16 protein-coding genes and 1 pseudogene are annotated in these 15,944 nt (G+C 37.8%); 11 read left to right on the forward strand and 6 right to left on the reverse strand.

The window, feature by feature from the left end; all coding sequences use genetic code 11:
• The 7 genes and pseudogenes from fabG to AT575_RS01090 all read left to right on the forward strand — a co-directional run bounded on the left by fabG (nucleotide 1) and on the right by AT575_RS01090 (nucleotide 5,920).
• The gene (gene fabG / locus AT575_RS01060; RefSeq protein ID WP_071793831.1) at nucleotides 1-735 is read left to right on the forward strand and encodes a 3-oxoacyl-[acyl-carrier-protein] reductase; all 735 of its coding nucleotides are present in this window, start codon (nucleotides 1-3) and stop codon (nucleotides 733-735) included.
• 17 nt (nucleotides 736-752) lie between these two features.
• On the forward strand, nucleotides 753-1,985 hold the full coding sequence (gene fabF, locus AT575_RS01065; RefSeq protein WP_102776776.1) for a beta-ketoacyl-ACP synthase II: 1,233 nt from the start codon (nucleotides 753-755) through the stop codon (nucleotides 1,983-1,985).
• A gap of 1 nt (nucleotide 1,986) precedes the next feature.
• Nucleotides 1,987-2,469: an acetyl-CoA carboxylase biotin carboxyl carrier protein gene (gene accB, locus AT575_RS01070; protein WP_102776777.1), complete on the forward strand. Its 483-nt coding sequence runs from the start codon at nucleotides 1,987-1,989 to the stop codon at nucleotides 2,467-2,469.
• Nucleotides 2,466-2,891, forward strand: a complete 426-nt coding sequence (gene fabZ, locus AT575_RS01075) for a 3-hydroxyacyl-ACP dehydratase FabZ (protein WP_102776778.1) — start codon at nucleotides 2,466-2,468, stop codon at nucleotides 2,889-2,891. Before accB ends, fabZ begins: the two co-directional genes overlap by 4 nt.
• Nucleotides 2,892-2,914: 23 nt before the next feature.
• Complete coding sequence (locus AT575_RS01080; RefSeq protein WP_102776779.1) at nucleotides 2,915-4,285, forward strand: acetyl-CoA carboxylase biotin carboxylase subunit; 1,371 nt, start codon at nucleotides 2,915-2,917, stop codon at nucleotides 4,283-4,285.
• A gap of 2 nt (nucleotides 4,286-4,287) precedes the next feature.
• Nucleotides 4,288-5,154, forward strand: coding sequence for an acetyl-CoA carboxylase, carboxyltransferase subunit beta (gene accD / locus AT575_RS01085; protein ID WP_102776780.1), 867 nt, complete (start codon nucleotides 4,288-4,290; stop codon nucleotides 5,152-5,154).
• A pseudogene (locus tag AT575_RS01090) lies at nucleotides 5,151-5,920 on the forward strand (acetyl-CoA carboxylase carboxyl transferase subunit alpha). The gene accD and the pseudogene AT575_RS01090 overlap by 4 nt, the downstream one beginning before the upstream one ends.
• Nucleotides 5,921-6,014: 94 nt before the next feature.
• Here the strand turns inward: AT575_RS01090 and serS are convergent.
• The gene (serS, locus tag AT575_RS01095; RefSeq protein ID WP_102776781.1) at nucleotides 6,015-7,292 is read right to left on the reverse strand and encodes a serine--tRNA ligase; all 1,278 of its coding nucleotides are present in this window, start codon (nucleotides 7,290-7,292) and stop codon (nucleotides 6,015-6,017) included.
• Between the two features lie 297 nt (nucleotides 7,293-7,589).
• On the opposite strand from serS, the gene AT575_RS01100 reads away from it, so the two are divergent.
• Nucleotides 7,590-8,657, forward strand: coding sequence for an acyltransferase (locus AT575_RS01100; protein WP_102776782.1), 1,068 nt, complete (start codon nucleotides 7,590-7,592; stop codon nucleotides 8,655-8,657).
• Between the two features lie 27 nt (nucleotides 8,658-8,684).
• On the opposite strand, the gene AT575_RS01105 is transcribed toward AT575_RS01100, so the two are convergent.
• The 5 genes from AT575_RS01105 to AT575_RS01130 all read right to left on the reverse strand — a co-directional run bounded on the left by AT575_RS01105 (nucleotide 8,685) and on the right by AT575_RS01130 (nucleotide 13,174).
• Entirely contained in the window at nucleotides 8,685-9,047 is a 363-nt protein-coding gene (locus tag AT575_RS01105; protein ID WP_102776783.1) for a DUF956 family protein, read from the reverse strand.
• 109 nt (nucleotides 9,048-9,156) lie between these two features.
• Nucleotides 9,157-10,068: a PTS system mannose/fructose/sorbose family transporter subunit IID gene (locus AT575_RS01110; RefSeq protein ID WP_071793822.1), complete on the reverse strand. Its 912-nt coding sequence runs from the start codon at nucleotides 10,066-10,068 to the stop codon at nucleotides 9,157-9,159.
• Between the two features lie 13 nt (nucleotides 10,069-10,081).
• On the reverse strand, nucleotides 10,082-10,894 hold the full coding sequence (locus tag AT575_RS01115; RefSeq protein WP_071793821.1) for a PTS mannose/fructose/sorbose transporter subunit IIC: 813 nt from the start codon (nucleotides 10,892-10,894) through the stop codon (nucleotides 10,082-10,084).
• A 103-nt stretch (nucleotides 10,895-10,997) separates the two neighbouring features.
• Complete coding sequence (locus AT575_RS01120) at nucleotides 10,998-11,987, reverse strand: PTS sugar transporter subunit IIB (RefSeq protein ID WP_102776784.1); 990 nt, start codon at nucleotides 11,985-11,987, stop codon at nucleotides 10,998-11,000.
• A gap of 374 nt (nucleotides 11,988-12,361) precedes the next feature.
• Nucleotides 12,362-13,174: a Cof-type HAD-IIB family hydrolase gene (locus AT575_RS01130; RefSeq protein WP_102776786.1), complete on the reverse strand. Its 813-nt coding sequence runs from the start codon at nucleotides 13,172-13,174 to the stop codon at nucleotides 12,362-12,364.
• 254 nt (nucleotides 13,175-13,428) lie between these two features.
• On the opposite strand from AT575_RS01130, the gene AT575_RS01135 reads away from it, so the two are divergent.
• The 3 genes from AT575_RS01135 (at nucleotide 13,429) to AT575_RS01145 (ending at nucleotide 15,944) form a co-directional block, all read left to right on the forward strand.
• Nucleotides 13,429-14,889 carry an NCS2 family permease gene (locus tag AT575_RS01135; RefSeq protein WP_071793817.1) on the forward strand — a complete coding sequence of 487 codons (1,461 nt, stop codon included), beginning with the start codon at nucleotides 13,429-13,431 and terminating at the stop codon, nucleotides 14,887-14,889.
• 94 nt (nucleotides 14,890-14,983) lie between these two features.
• Entirely contained in the window at nucleotides 14,984-15,427 is a 444-nt protein-coding gene (gene tsaE / locus AT575_RS01140; RefSeq protein ID WP_102776787.1) for a tRNA (adenosine(37)-N6)-threonylcarbamoyltransferase complex ATPase subunit type 1 TsaE, read from the forward strand.
• Nucleotides 15,420-15,944: a GNAT family N-acetyltransferase gene (locus AT575_RS01145; protein WP_102776788.1), complete on the forward strand. Its 525-nt coding sequence runs from the start codon at nucleotides 15,420-15,422 to the stop codon at nucleotides 15,942-15,944. Before tsaE ends, AT575_RS01145 begins: the two co-directional genes overlap by 8 nt.

The following is a 15,944-nucleotide window of genomic DNA, read 5'->3' on the forward strand; positions in this document are numbered from 1 at the left end:
ATGGATATAAAAGGTAAAAATGTCTTTATCACTGGATCGACCCGTGGAATTGGTTTAGCTATTGCAAAAGAATTTGCTCAATTAGGTGCAAATATTATTTTGAATGGTCGTTCTGAAATTGCTCCTGAAGTATTGGTAGACTTCGAAGCATTTGAAGGGAAAACGATTTTTATTTCAGGTGATGTCTCTGATAGTACAGATGCTCAAAGGATGATTGATCAAGCAGTTGAGACATTAGGTTCAGTAGATATTTTGGTCAATAATGCTGGCATCACCTATGATAAATTAGTCTTGCGAATGACCCAAGAAGATTTTGAAACGGTTCTCAGAATCAATTTAATTGGTGCCTTCAACATGACAAAATCAGTCTTAAAACCGATGTCAAAAGCTCGTCAAGGTGCTATTATCAATCTATCTAGCGTAGTTGGTTTGACTGGGAATATTGGTCAAGCTAATTATGCAGCCTCAAAAGCTGGTTTGATTGGTTTTACCAAATCAGTTGCCAAAGAAATTGCAGGTCGCGGTGTTACTGTAAATGCGATTGCACCTGGTTTTATTGAGTCTGATATGACAGATGTCTTGACCGAAAAAACAAAAGACAGTATTCTCAGTCAGATTCCAATGAAACGAATTGGTAAGGCCCAAGAAGTTGCACAACTAGCAACCTATTTGGCTGGTCAAAACTATATCACAGGTCAAGTTATTGCCATCGATGGTGGCATGACCATGCAGTAAATTTGAGGTAAAGAAAAATGACATTTAATAGAGTAGTAGTAACAGGATATGGTGTAACATCTCCCATTGGAAATACCCCTCAAGACTTTTGGTCTAGCTTAAAAAATGGTAAAATTGGAATTGGTCCAATCAGCAAGTTTGATACGACAGATTTTGTTGTCAAAAATGCAGCTGAAATCAAGGATTTTCCATTTGATAAGTATTTTGTAAAAAAAGATTTAAACCGTTTTGATATGTATTCTCTTTATGCATTGTATGCTGCCAAAGAAGCAGTAAGCAATGCGCAACTGGATTTAGACAGTGTTGACACGGACCGTATGGGCATCATTGTTGCAACAGGTATTGGTGGTATTCAAGAAATTGAAGATCAAGTTATCCGTTTACATGAAAAAGGACCAAGACGTGTTAAACCAATGACATTGCCAAAAGCTTTACCCAATATGGCTGCTGGTAATGTCGCTATGACATTAAATGCACATGGGATTTGTAAATCCATTAATACGGCTTGTGCTTCCTCTAATGATGCTATCGGAGATGCCTTCCATTTGATTAAATTTGGCATGCAAGATGTGATGGTAACCGGAGGCGCAGAAGCAGCTATAACAAAATTTGCTATAGCTGGATTCCAAAGTTTAACAGCTTTATCAACAACTGAAAACCCTGACCGTGCATCTATTCCTTTTGATAAGGATCGTAATGGATTTGTCATGGGTGAAGGATCAGGAATGCTTGTTTTAGAGAGTCTGGAACATGCTCAAAAACGGGGAGCTACTATCCTGGCAGAAGTTGTTGGGTACGGTAACACTTGTGATGCCTACCATATGACTTCTCCACATCCAGAAGGTTTAGGAGCTCGAAAAGCCATTAATTTAGCACTTAAAGAAGCAAATATTACTTCGTCTGACATTGATTATGTTAATGCACATGGAACCTCTACTCCTGCTAATGAAAAAGGAGAAAGTCAAGCGATTGTTGCTGTCTTAGGTAAAGAAGTACCTGTTTCTTCTACTAAGTCATTTACAGGACACTTATTAGGTGCTGCTGGTGCCGTGGAAGCCATTGCTACAATTGAAGCAATGCGTCATTCATATGTTCCAATGACAGCTGGAACACAAGAGTTGTCAGATTATGTTGAAGCAAATGTTATCTATGGACAAGGAAAAGAAGCTGAGATTCATTACGCCATTTCAAACACCTTTGGATTTGGTGGGCATAATGCCGTCTTAGCATTCAAAAACTGGGAGGAATAAGTTGGATATTCAAGAAATAAAGGATCTGATGAGACAATTTGATCAATCGGAGCTTAGAGAATTTTCATACAAAGTAAATGGGGAGGAACTGTCATTTAGTAAAAATGAGCTTAAAATCATCCCTCAACCTGTTATGAATGGGTCTAATGAATCACAAAGTGTCATTGGTCAACAGGCAGAACCGACACAATCAGAGGTCTCATCAAATGATAGCACTCAGATTAATGATGAATCTGTTCAAGCAGCTGAGGGGGACTTGGTTGAAAGTCCTCTAGTTGGGGTTGCCTATTTATCTCCTGGACCAGGGAAAGATAACTTTGTAAGCGTTGGCAGTCAGGTAAAAAAAGGTCAAACCTTAATGATTATTGAAGCTATGAAAGTCATGAATGAAATTCCTGCTCCTAAAGATGGAATTATCACAGAAATCCTTGTTTCCAACGAAGAAGTCCTTGAATTCGGAAGTGGATTGGTTAGATTAAAATGATAGATATAAAAAAAATTCAAGAAGCACTCCCTCATCGTTACCCAATGCTTTTGGTTGATCGCGTTCTAGAGGTTGCCGATGATAAAATTGTAGCTTTAAAAAATGTCAGCATCAATGAGCCCTTTTTTGAGGGCCATTTTCCTGACTATCCGGTTATGCCTGGTGTCTTAATCATGGAGGCCTTGGCTCAAACGGCAGGTGTATTAGAACTTTCAAAAGAAGAAAATAAAGGTAAATTGGTTTTTTATGCCGGTATGGACAAGGTCAAGTTTAAAAAGCAAGTTGTCCCTGGAGACCAATTAATCATGACTGCAACGTTTATCAAGCGTCGTGGAACCATCGCTGTCGTTGAAGCTAAGGCGGAAGTTGATGGGAAATTGGCTGCAAGCGGAACTCTAACCTTTGCCATTGCCAGTCAGTAACAACCTTTCTGTGGAGGATAAGAATGTTTAAAAAGATCTTAATTGCCAATCGTGGCGAAATAGCTGTTCGGATTATCCGCGCAGCAAGAGAATTAGGGATTTCCACAGTTGCTGTTTATTCTGAGGCCGATAAAACTGCTCTTCACACCATACTTGCAGATCAAGCTATTTGCATTGGTCCCGCTCGTTCGACAGATTCCTATTTAAATATGAAATCGGTCCTCTCGGCTGCTATTGTTACAGGTGCGCAAGCTATTCACCCAGGCTTCGGCTTCTTAAGTGAAAATGCCAAATTTGCTACCATGTGTGAGGAGATGAATATCAAGTTTATCGGACCATCAGCCAGTATCATGGATAAAATGGGCGATAAAATCAACGCCCGTGCTGAGATGATAAAAGCTGGAGTTCCTGTTATTCCAGGTTCCGATGGCGAGGTGTTTTCGGCACAAGAAGCTCAAGAAATTGCCGATCGTGTTGGTTATCCGATTATGCTTAAAGCCTCTGCTGGAGGTGGTGGTAAGGGAATTCGCAAAGTGACTTCTGCTGCCGATTTACAAGAAGCCTTTGATTCCGCCTCTCAAGAAGCCCTCAGTGCTTTCGGAAATGGGGCAATGTATGTTGAAAAGGTGATTTACCCAGCTCGTCATATTGAAGTTCAGATTTTAGGTGATGCTTTTGGGCACGTTGTGCATTTGGGTGAAAGAGATTGCTCATTACAACGTAACAACCAAAAAGTCCTGGAAGAAAGCCCTTCTGTCGCGATAGGCGAAACGCTTCGCAAAGAAATGGGACAAGCTGCTGTCAAAGCAGCACAAGCTGTTGCCTACGAAAATGCAGGAACCATCGAATTCTTATTGGATGAAAGAAGTGGACAGTTTTATTTTATGGAAATGAACACCCGTATTCAGGTTGAACATCCGGTGACTGAATTTGTGACTGGCGTTGATATCGTCAAAGAGCAAATTAAAATTGCTGCGGGCATGCCATTAGAGATAGAACAAGAAGATATTCAGATTACAGGTCATGCGATTGAATGCCGTATTAACGCTGAAAATCCAAGCTTTAATTTTGCCCCAAGTCCTGGTAAAATCACCGATCTCTACTTACCTTGTGGTGGTGTTGGTCTACGTGTGGACTCTGCTGTTTATCATGGTTATACCATCCCCCCATATTATGATAGTATGATTGCTAAAGTGATTGTTCATGGAGAAAATCGTTTTGATGCACTGATGAAGATGCAACGGGCGCTTTATGAAATGGAAATTGAGGGGATTTCAACCAATATCGATTTCCAATTGGATTTAATTTCTGAAAAACGAGTCATTGCTGGTGATTATGATACCGCCTTTTTAACGGAGGATTTCTTACCACATTACCTTAATGCAGAGGAGTAAGTATGGCGTTATTTAGTAAAAAAGATAAATACATCCGCATTACCCCTCATAACTCTCAAAAAAGTTTGGTTAGTCAATTAGTACCAGAAGTTCCAGACGAACTTTTTGCTAAATGTCCTGCTTGCAAACATTCTATTTATCAGAAGGACCTAGGTCCAGCAAAAATCTGTCCGGAATGTTCTTATAATTTTCGGATTTCTGCTCAGGAACGTTTGACACTCATCGTTGATGAGGGTTCTTTTCAAGAGCTATTTGATGATATTGAATGTCAAGATCCGCTTCGTTTTCCAAACTATTCAGATAAGTTGAAAAAAGCAAAAGAAGAGACAGGTCTTCATGAAGCGGTATTGACGGGTAAGGCGAAAGTTAAAGGTGTTCCGATGGCGCTTGCCATTATGGATTCTCATTTTATTATGGCCAGTATGGGAACGGTCGTGGGCGAAAAAATCACTCGTCTCATAGAGTTAGCAATTAAAGAAAACATAGCCTTGGTTATTTTTACTGCATCTGGTGGTGCCAGAATGCAAGAAGGTATCATGAGTCTGATGCAGATGGCCAAAGTCTCTGCGGCCGTTAAGAGACATTCTAATGCTGGACTCTTTTATCTGACAGTTTTAACGGATCCAACAACTGGTGGTGTAACGGCCAGCTTTGCCATGCAAGGGGATATTATTCTGGCCGAACCGCAATCGCTCGTAGGCTTTGCGGGACGTCGTGTGATTGAAACGACAGTCAGAGAAAATCTCCCTGAGGATTTCCAAAAAGCTGAATTTCTGCTGGAACATGGCTTCGTAGATGCTATTGTCAAAAGGACAGAACTTCGCGATACGATAGCTTACTTGGTAGCATTTCATGGAGGTGGCCGATGACTGATGTTTCTCGGATATTAAAAGAAGCTAGAGATCAGGGTCGGATGACGACTCTAGATTACGCCAATCAGGTTTTTGATCAGTTCATGGAATTGCATGGTGATCGCCAATTTTCGGACGATGGTGCTATTGTTGGTGGAATTGGCTATTTAGATGGATTAGCAGTAACAGTGTTAGGAATTCAAAAAGGAACTAACCTTCAAGATAATTTACACCGTAATTTTGGGCAACCTCATCCAGAAGGCTATCGTAAAGCGCTTCGTCTAATGAAACAGGCAGAAAAGTTTAGGCGTCCAATTGTTACCTTTATTAATACGGCAGGTGCTATCCAGGTGTTGGTGCTGAAGAAAGAGGACAAGGGGAAGCTATTGCTCGTAATCTTTTGGAAATGAGTGACCTGAAAGTTCCTATTATTGCTATTATAATAGGTGAGGGCGGTTCAGGGGGAGCCTTAGCTCTTGCTTTAGCTGATAAAGTTTGGATGCTTGAAAATTCAATTTATGCTGTTTTAAGTCCTGAAGGCTTCGCTTCCATATTATGGAAGGATGGCTCTCGCGCAACAGAAGCAGCAGAATTGATGAAAATTACAGCCCGTGAATTAAAAGAGATGAATGTTGTTGATAAGATCATTCCAGAGCGTGGATATTTTTCAAGTGAGATTGTTTCTAAAATTAAAAAAGACTTGATTTTAGAAATTCAAGCCTTACAATCATTGCCAGTCGAGGATTTAATAGAACAGCGTTATCATCGCTTTAGACAATATTAAAAAGGATAGCTTATGAAGTGACCCCTAAATGTTAGACAACAAATCTAACTTTTGGGGTGCAGCTCACTTAGCTATCCTTTTACTTTATTTTGGTTTATTTTGGAGCGATGATTTCAGCCCCACCCATATATGGACGGAGAACTTCCGGAATGGTTACAGAACCATCAGCATTTTGATAGTTTTCTAAAATTGCTGCAACAGTACGACCAACGGCTAGTCCTGAACCATTTAGGGTATGCAATAATTTTACCTTACCATCAGCTTCGTCACGATAGCGGATTTGAGCACGACGTGCTTGGAAATCTTCAGTATTAGAACATGATGAAATTTCACGGTAAGCATTTTGAGCAGGAATCCAAACTTCTAAGTCGTAGGTTTTAGCTGCAGAGAATCCCATATCTCCTGTACAAAGGGCCAAAATACGATATGGTAAGTTGAGTTTTTGCAAAATATTTTCAGCATTTGCTGTCATTTTTTCTAATTCTTCATAAGAATTTTCTGGTTTGGCAAACTTAACCATTTCAACTTTATGGAATTGGTGAAGTCGAATTAAGCCACGTGTATCGCGTCCTGCAGAACCTGCTTCAGAACGGAATGAAGGGCTCATAGCTGTAAAGTAAATTGGTAATTCTTTGCCTTCTAAAATTTCACCGCGGTAATAGTTTGTTAATGGAACTTCAGCAGTCGGAATAAGGACAAAATTGGTACCATCTAATTCAAAAGTATCTTCTTTAAATTTTGGATATTGACCGGTACCAAACATAGAGTCATGATTAACCATATATGGCGTGATGATTTCTTGATAACCTTCTTTAGCATGCTCATCTAACATAAAGTTATAAAGAGCGCGTTCCAAGCGTGCACCCAAGTTTTTATAGAATAAGAAACGAGCTCCAGTTACTTTCGCACCGCGTTCCCAGTCTAAAATATCCAGGTCTTCTCCCAAATCCCAATGTGCTTTGATTTCAAAGTCGAAAGTGCGAGGTGTTCCCCAACGACGGACTTCCACATTTTCCTCTTCATCAGCTCCAACAGGAACAGAATCATGAGGTGTGTTAGGAAGAATAGTAATGATTTCTGTAACTTTTTCATCGATAGCAGCTAGTTTAGCATCAATGGTTTTGATGTCTGCTGAGACTTTCTGCATATCCTCTATTTGCTGACTAGCATCTTCTTTTTGGCGTTTAGCTTGTGCAATGGCTGCAGAAGCAATATTGCGCTCAGCTTTTAATTCTTCAGATTTAACCAATAATTGACGCCGTTCTTGGTCTAAATTTTTTAAGTGACTTAAGGTTTCTTCTGAGACACCACGTGTTTTAAGTTTGCCAGCTACCAAGTCAAAATCAGTACGGATACGTTTTAAATCTAACATATTTAACTCCTTTTTATATAAAAAAACACAGCATATGAAATGCTGGAGCGCTATTGCGCGGTTCCATCCAGCTTCACATCCTGTGCTCTTAATTAGTATCAATTTTTGCTATTAATCGGTAGAATTTCATAGGATTAACTTATCTGTTCACAGCAACCACAGACTTTCTGGAAAGGAAATCAAACTACTTATCCGATAGGTCTATTATATCAAAATTGCGTAAAATGTAAACATCAAACCCTTTTAAAGTGGTTTTCACATTAAGCATTATCAAATGACTTGTGATAGAATAGTTTTATGACTAATAAAATGACTAAAAAAATCCGGACCCATCACTATGGCCTTGATTTGTTACGGATCATTTCAATGTTTATGATTGTTGTAACACATGTCTTGGGAAAAGGTGGTTTAAGGTCTGAAGTTGATGGGCATGCAGATTCCTATTTTATTGTAACTTGGATTATTCAGGTATTAGTATATGGAGCGGTCAATTGTTATGCCTTAATCAGTGGCTATGTTGGCTGTAACTCTAAATATAAGTATTCTAAATTAGCTAATATTTGGTTACAAGTATTTTTCTATACCTTTACGATTACTCTTTTATTTGCCCTTTCTGGTTTTCCAGTTACCCTTCTTAATTGGCGTCAAGCATTTTTCCCAATCGTCAGTGGACAGTATTGGTATATGTCAGCCTACTTTGCTTTGCTCATTTTCATGCCTATGATAAATGGGGGCTTAAAATCTTTGACTAATAAACAATTACGCAATTTAGTTATTTTAATGGGCTTTGTTTTTTCGCTCTTACCAGCGCTTATGAATAATCGTGTAGCTGAATTCTCATTAAGTAAAGGATTTGAAATGACTTGGTTGGTCATCCTTTATATTGTAGGGGCTTATCTACATCGTTTAGATCTTGAAAAATTTTCAACAAAAAAATTATTGACAGTCTACTCGGTTTCGATGATTATAACCTACGCCATGAAATTTATTGTTGGTAATATCTGGTATTGGTATGTTTCACCAAGTTTGAGTTTAGGTGCCATTTGTTTATTCATTGTTTTTGCAAAAATGGACATCACCAAACACCACCATTTACATGATTTTATTGTCTTGGTTGCTCCGACAACACTTGGAGTATACTTGGCTCACTTACATCCACTTCTGGTAAAATTTGTTATTAGGGATTTTGCTGAACCTTTTATTAATGCTCCTATTTATATCTATCCTTTATTGATTTTAGGGGTATCAATCATTATTTATATTTTTGCTTTCTTTATTGAAAAAAGCCGGATGCAAATTTTTAAATGGTTACATGTTAATCAATTGATGAAACGCTTAGATGAAATGATACCATTTGAAGAATAAAAATAAGCTTGGACAGTTTGTCCTAGCTTATTTTTTTCGAAACCACTTATTGATGATTAACTGGATCAAGGTTGGAAGTCTAACAACATTTTCATTACCAATCTTTAAGCGAGCTAATTTGAGAATTTTACCAGAGTCTCTGGATGCAAATAAAAACTTACCTTGATCTGTGAAAATTTCAAAATGTCTGCTGACTTTATTTCTTGATACGTTTGCACCTATTTGGTTAATTGCTGACCAAGGGATTTGAATGTAGTCTTCAACATTTTTATCATTGTAAAATTCAAAAGCTTTGTCACCGACTAATATTTTTCCAACCTTGCCTCCCATGCCCAAGTATGATGTTGCCTTGGTTTGAAAGTCGACAGTAGTATTCATGGATTTTGCCAAAGTGAAACTCCTTTCATTGCTTTAGAAATATTATAGCATATGGAAAGTAATAATGATTAACTACTTACCACTAAAAAAACCTGGGATATTAATCCCAGGTTTTAATCTATTACATGATACCGAATAGACGAGCAAGAATACCAACGACAAATAAAGCAATAATGATTGTAATTGGTGAAACTTTTTTCTTAAGTAACCACATACATAAGAAAGTAAGTACAAGACCCATTAATCCAGGGATAAGTGAATCAAGTTGTCCTTGAAGTGATTGTGCTTGATATTTATCAAGGCTCATACCACCAATGGCTTGTCCTAAAATACCTTTTAATTCAGCACCGTTGATGTTTCCTTTAGGGAATTCAACATAAGCACCTTTTGATAACATTTTAGAAGGTAGGTCAACCGTGAATTTAATAGATACCCAACGTTCAACTAATACTGCAAGGATGAACATACCTAGGATTGATGCACCTTTAGTGATGTCTTGTAAGATACCGCCAGACATGTCCTTAGTAATTTCAGAACCTGCTTTATAACCAAATTCTTGTGTATACCATAAGAAGGCCATACGGATGATATTCCATCCAAGGAAGAAAATGATTGGTCCCATGATGTTACCAGATTGTGCTAATGATGCACCAAGAGCTCCGAGGATTGGACGAACTGTAAACCAGAATACTGGATCACCGATACCAGCCAACGGTCCCATCATACCGATTTTAACCCCTTGAATAGCAGCATCGTCGATATCAGTACCATTTGCTCTTTCTTCTTCAAGAGCTAGGGTAACACCCATAATAGGTGCAGCTACATAAGGGTGAGTATTAAAGAATTCTAAGTGACGAGTAAGAGCAGCTGCTTGATCTTCTTTAGTAGTGTATAATTTCTTGATTGCTGGAATAAGAGAATAAGCCCAACCCAAGTTTTGCATACGTTCATAGTTCCATGAACCTTGCAAGAATTGTGAACGCCACCAAACTTTTTGGCGATCAGCTTTTGATAATTTAATTTGTTCAGTCATGTTAGGCCCCTTTCTAGTAGTCTTCTAGGATATCGCCGATAGGATCATTTGATCCACCGTTACCTGATCCACCATTTCCACCTTGTTTAGAAAGGTTAAGGTAGATGAAGGCCATAGCAACACCGATTACACCAAGTGCGATAAGTGTTAAGTCGCTTAAGGCTGCAAAAGCAAAACCAAGAGCGAAGAATGGCCAAACTTCACGAGTAGCCATCATGTTGATAACCATAGCATAACCTACGGCAACAACCATACCACCACCAACAGCCATACCGCCGTTTAACCAATCAGGCATCATTCCTAAAGCATCTTTAACAGCGCTAGCTGGGATAGCAATAAGAAGTGCAGCTGGTATTGCAATACGAAGACCTTGCATCATCAATGCGATGAAGTGAGCACGTTCAACCCCAGCAATATTACCGTCTTTAGCAGCATTATCAGCTGTATGTGCTAAGGCAACTGAAAGAGTACGAACAATCATAGTAAGGAATAAACCTGCAACTGCCAAAGGAATAGCAGTTGCTGTTGCAACAGCAACACCTTGAGATGTGAAGTTACCACCTTTAACCATGATAATAGCAGCAGCTACTGAAGCTAAGGCAGCATCAGGTGCAACTGCAGCTCCAATGTTTGCCCAACCAAGAGCGATCATTTGTAAAAATCCACCAAGCATGACACCTGCTTCTAAGTTACCAGTTACAAGACCGATAAGAGTACAAGCTACAAGTGGTTGATGGAATTGAAATTGGTCAAGGATACCTTCCATACCTGCGAAGAAGGCAACCACAACGACCAAGATAGCAGAAATAATTGAAATATCTGACATTTTCTTATCCTTTCGAAGTGTATCTATCGAAATTTAACTACTTAAATTTCGTTCAATTTGAGTATTAAACGCTTCCTTTTAATCTAAAATTAAAGGAAGGTCCTTATTGAATGTGAGCTTTTTTGATTAGTTCAAATAAGTTCTTTTTAGAATCATTTGGAACTTTACGAACATCAAAATCAACTCCTAATTCTTGAAGTTTTTCAAAGGCAGCAACATCCTCTTTATCCATTGATAATACGTTGTTTACCATTGTTTTACCAGTTGAGTGTGCCATTGAACCAACATTCAATTCTTTGATTTCAACGCCACCTTCGACAGCACGAAGCGCATCTTGAACAGTTTCAAATAAAATTAAAGCATGAGTATTGCCAAAACGAGGATCTTTGGCAACTTCAGTTAATTTTTTAATAGGAACAACATTTGCTTTGATTCCGCCAGGCGCAGCTTGTTTAATCAACTGTTTGCGAAGTTCATCTTTCGCAACTGTATCTGACGCAACAATGATACGGTTTGCTTTAGAAGCTGGAGTCCAAGCAGTAGCAACTTGACCATGTAAAAGACGAGTGTCGATACGTGCAAGGTTAATTTTAAGTTTACCATCACCGATGACAGTTCCTTCTGGAATTGAACCTTGTTTAACTGGAGCAGCTGCTTGAGGAGCAACAACTTCCACAGGATTGAGTTCTTCAGGAAGTGCTTTAACACCTTCTTTAGACTCTTTAATAATATTAGCGGCAACTTGTTCAACACCTGCATTAGCGTCCATCATACGCTCAGTGTAGGCTTGAATAAGCATTGGCAAGTTGAGACCTGTGATGATAGCCATTTTACGTTCAGGATTTTCTCCCATTACGCGACTAGCTTGGTTAAATGGAGATCCGCTCCAAAGGTCAGCTAGTACAAGGACTTCATCATCAGCATCAAATTGAGCGATAGCATTGTTGAAGTGTCCATATAAATCGTCAGGTCCTTCGTTTGGCATGAAAGTCACAACTTGAACTTTCTCTTGTTCGCCAAAAATCATAGAACCAGATTGATGAATACCTTCAGCAAATTTACCGTGGCTGGCAATAATAATACCGATACCCATTCTTGTTCTTCCTCCTTTTAAAAATTTTTTCGTTGAAATGAAAAAGAATAATCTCCTTCCAAATTTCTACTTCATAAGTCATTTGGCAATCCTTTTTCCTTTAAACGAAATTCAAGAACGTATCTATTTTAAAACGTTTTCAATGAAAAAGCAATACTTTTTCCGAAATAATTATAAATATAAGAAAAAATTCACAAAGTCATGTTATATAATCAGATTTAGTGAAAAGATGATATTATCTCACGGTTTAAAATTCAGAGTATGAAGAAAAAATAATGAAAAATGATTGAAAGCATGAAAAACATTTCCAAGCTAAGGAAAAACATCTCTTAAAAAACCACCTTGTTAATCTTCAAAGTGGTTTCGTTTTATCTTTATAAGAAAAGCGCTTCTAATTGCTTTGCCACACCATCTTCTTCATTAGTCCATTGGATTTGGTGGTCAGCATGGGGCAGGAGAATGGGGTTAGCATTTTTCATTGCATAACCTGTGCCGGCAAAGGAGAGCATCTCGGTATCGTTTTGTTCATCTCCAAAGGCAATGAGGTCTTGCTTATCTTTATTATAGAGATCTAGGAGATATTTCAATGCATAGGCTTTATTTACATTCTTTGGAGAAATTTCCAAAATATTTAAAGGGCCTCCCCAAGAATCAACTTCGATTTCATTATTGAAATAGCTACGCATTTGTTTGGCTAATTCATTTTTATCTTGATGGTGCGTTTGAGTTAGTAAGGCATTTGGATTACGCGTGATTTTGGTTTCAATTAATTTCATCTCATCAGTAATTGAGGGTACACCAAATAATTGTGGATCAATTTTTTCGCGATTATTTAAGGTGATGTAGAAATTTTTACGATACTCACTAGCAATAAAATCCATTTGAAAATCATTTTGAGATTTTAAAATTTCAATTAAATATTTTTTATCAAGCGTTACGTTGTGCTCGAATTCCCACTTTTGTTCAGGCATATGGGTTAGGGAGCCATTGAAAGTAATCATAGGTGTCTTTAATTGTAACTGATGATAATAGTCCATAGCCATGCGATAAGGACGACCTGTGGAAATCACGACATGATGTCCTTTTTCTTGTACTTTTTGGAGTACATTCTTTGTATAGTCAGAGATAGTGTTGTCTCGATGGAGCAAAGTCCCATCTAAATCAAGGGCAATTATTTTTTTAGTCATGATAAAAGTATATCAAAAATAATTTATTTGCCATAGTAAATGGTAAAGACTTGAAAAATTTTTTGTTTTAGTAGAAAAGACGAACAATTCGTTATTAATTTTCTAAATTGTTTGAAAAGCTTTGTGACAAGTGGTAGGATAATACTATCGTTTTTAACGACACATTATTGGATGAAATCAAAGCTAGTCATGATTAGTGACGGTTTTTTTGATTTTTACCTATCTTATTACTTATTTAAGGAGTCTCCATTCTAATGGAAAAGTTTTTTAATTTAAAGGAAAATGACACGAGTGTCTCAACCGAAATCGTTGCTGGTTTAACAACCTTTTTTGCAATGTCGTATATTTTATTTGTTAATCCAAGTATTCTTGGTGCAGCTGGAATGCCAACGAAAGCTGTCTTTTTAGCAACAATTATTGCTGCAGCAATTTCAACAGCAATAATGGGGCTATTTGCAAATGTACCTTATGCATTAGCACCTGGAATGGGCTTAAATGCTTTCTTTACTTATACAGTCGTATTTGGACTAGGTTTTTCTTGGCAAGAAGCACTAGGGATGGTATTTATTTGTGGACTATTTAATATCTTTATTACAGTTACAAAAGTCCGTAAAAGTATCATTAAAGCTATTCCACTAAGTCTCCAACATGCAATCGGTGGAGGGATTGGTGTCTTTGTTGCTTATCTTGGTTTTAAAAATGCAAATATTATCAATTTCTCATTATCAGCACAAAATATTGTAGCAGTTAATGGCGTTGAACCAGCTAAAGCTACAGCTAAAACCTTTGCTAATGGTGTTTTTGCTGTTAACGCAAATGGTGGAGTTGTACCTGCGATTTCAACATTCACAGATCCTAGCGTTCTCTTAGCTATTTTTGGTCTCCTTCTTATGGCAGTTTTAGTCATTAAAAATGTTCGTGGAGCAATTTTAATTGGTATCATTGTAACTACATTAGTTGGGATTCCACTTGGTGTTGTTGATTTATCACACTTAAACTTTGGATCAAATCATATTGGTCAAGCGTTCGATGAATTAGGAACAACTTTCTTGGCGGCCTTTGGTGGAATTGCATCTTTATTTAAAGATTCAACACGTTTACCATTAGTCTTAATGACAATATTTGCCTTCTCATTATCTGATACATTTGATACAATTGGTACCTTTATTGGTACAGGTCGTCGTACAGGTATTTTCTCAGCAGAAGACGAAGCAGCCCTTGAAAACTCTACTGGATTCTCTTCTAAGATGGACCGTGCACTTTTTGCCGATGCTATCGGAACATCAATCGGTGCCTTATTCGGAACGTCAAATACAACAACATATGTTGAATCAGCTGCAGGTATTGCTGAAGGTGGCCGTACAGGTTTAACCGCTCTTTCTACAGCAGTATGTTTCTTGCTTTCAATTTTCTTATTACCACTTGTTGGTATCGTTCCAGCAGCAGCAACAGCACCTGCATTAATCATCGTTGGGGTAATGATGGTTTCATCATTCTTGGATGTTGATTGGAGTAATTTCGAAGATGCTTTACCAGCCTTCTTCGCAGCCTTTTTCATGGCTTTATGTTACTCAATTTCATACGGTATCGCAGGAGCCTTCATTTTCTATTGCTTAGTGAAAATTGTAAAAGGTAAAGCTAATGAAGTTCATCCAATTTTATGGGGTGCAACCTTCCTCTTTATTCTAAACTTTGTCATTTTAGCTATCTTATAATTAATAGACAGAGCAGTTACGTATGTGACTGCTTTTTTGCTGTCTCCTCAACTGAGGACTTGGAAGTCAAAATCTTTTCTGATATAATGACCTTATGTTTTATAGTGAAAATGAAAATGAACTGATTGACTTTGGTATCAAAATTGGAAAAGCATTGAAAGCAGAGGATGTTATTATCCTTTCCGGAGAACTAGGTGCTGGCAAGACAACCATTACAAAAGGGATTGCAAAAGGCCTCGAGATCGATCAAATGATTAAAAGTCCAACTTACACCATTGTTCGTGAGTATCAAGGCCGTCTCCCCCTATATCATCTAGATGTTTATCGCATTGGTGATGATCCCGACTCCATCGATTTGGATGATTTTGTTTATGGGAATGGTGTCACAGTTATCGAATGGGGAAATCTATTAGATTTAGAGAGATTTGAAGATTATTTAACCATTAGCCTTGCTAAAACAGAATTAGGACGTCAGCTGTCATTAAGTGCCAAAGGCCCCCGTTCAGAAGACCTTTTAGAGGATATTGTAAATGCCTGAAGCAAGTGTAATCATTGAAGAGGCTCAGGCAAGTGATGCCACAGCAATACAAGTTCTTATCAAACAATTAGCTAATGAGACTGACTTTATTACTGAAACAGAGTCACTTATCTCTGTTCCAACTCATTTTTTAGCTGAACAGTTAGAAAAGCTCACAGAGAGTCCAAAGGAGTTGTGTCTGCTTTTAAAAGTAGATAATCAGCCTATAGGTCTCTTGAATATTTCTAATAGCCATCAAGCAGATAGCGACCATATCGGTGAGCTTTTTATTGGTATACAAAATCCTTTTCAAGGCTATGGTTTGGGACAAGATTTGTTAGCTATAGCAATTGATTGGGCAATAGAAATAGACTTTTTAAAGAAAATTGAATTGGAAGTTCAAGTTGAAAATCAAAAAGCGATTCACATTTATGAAAAATTTGGGTTTGAGATTGAAGGAAAACGAAAATTAGCTGTTATAACTAAAGATGGAGAATTTCGAGATGTCTATCTAATGGGTAGAATACTAGAAAATTAG

Source organism: Streptococcus penaeicida (genome assembly GCF_002887775.1).
GTDB classification, from domain to species: Bacteria; Bacillota; Bacilli; order Lactobacillales; family Streptococcaceae; genus Streptococcus; species Streptococcus penaeicida.

What these genes read in the sequence shown, in the direction of transcription:
- serS (WP_102776781.1), bottom strand. Translation starts at nt 7,292, where the DNA reads ATGTTAGATTTAAAACGTATCCGTACTGATTTTGACTTGGTAGCTGGC.
- AT575_RS01145 (WP_102776788.1), top strand. Translation starts at nt 15,420, where the DNA reads ATGCCTGAAGCAAGTGTAATCATTGAAGAGGCTCAGGCAAGTGATGCC.
- tsaE (WP_102776787.1), top strand. Translation starts at nt 14,984, where the DNA reads ATGTTTTATAGTGAAAATGAAAATGAACTGATTGACTTTGGTATCAAA.
- accD (WP_102776780.1), top strand. Translation starts at nt 4,288, where the DNA reads ATGGCGTTATTTAGTAAAAAAGATAAATACATCCGCATTACCCCTCAT.
- fabF (WP_102776776.1), top strand. Translation starts at nt 753, where the DNA reads ATGACATTTAATAGAGTAGTAGTAACAGGATATGGTGTAACATCTCCC.
- AT575_RS01100 (WP_102776782.1), top strand. Translation starts at nt 7,590, where the DNA reads ATGACTAATAAAATGACTAAAAAAATCCGGACCCATCACTATGGCCTT.
- AT575_RS01135 (WP_071793817.1), top strand. Translation starts at nt 13,429, where the DNA reads ATGGAAAAGTTTTTTAATTTAAAGGAAAATGACACGAGTGTCTCAACC.
- AT575_RS01130 (WP_102776786.1), bottom strand. Translation starts at nt 13,174, where the DNA reads ATGACTAAAAAAATAATTGCCCTTGATTTAGATGGGACTTTGCTCCAT.
- AT575_RS01115 (WP_071793821.1), bottom strand. Translation starts at nt 10,894, where the DNA reads ATGTCAGATATTTCAATTATTTCTGCTATCTTGGTCGTTGTGGTTGCC.
- AT575_RS01110 (WP_071793822.1), bottom strand. Translation starts at nt 10,068, where the DNA reads ATGACTGAACAAATTAAATTATCAAAAGCTGATCGCCAAAAAGTTTGG.
- fabZ (WP_102776778.1), top strand. Translation starts at nt 2,466, where the DNA reads ATGATAGATATAAAAAAAATTCAAGAAGCACTCCCTCATCGTTACCCA.
- AT575_RS01120 (WP_102776784.1), bottom strand. Translation starts at nt 11,987, where the DNA reads ATGGGTATCGGTATTATTATTGCCAGCCACGGTAAATTTGCTGAAGGT.
- AT575_RS01080 (WP_102776779.1), top strand. Translation starts at nt 2,915, where the DNA reads ATGTTTAAAAAGATCTTAATTGCCAATCGTGGCGAAATAGCTGTTCGG.
- fabG (WP_071793831.1), top strand. Translation starts at nt 1, where the DNA reads ATGGATATAAAAGGTAAAAATGTCTTTATCACTGGATCGACCCGTGGA.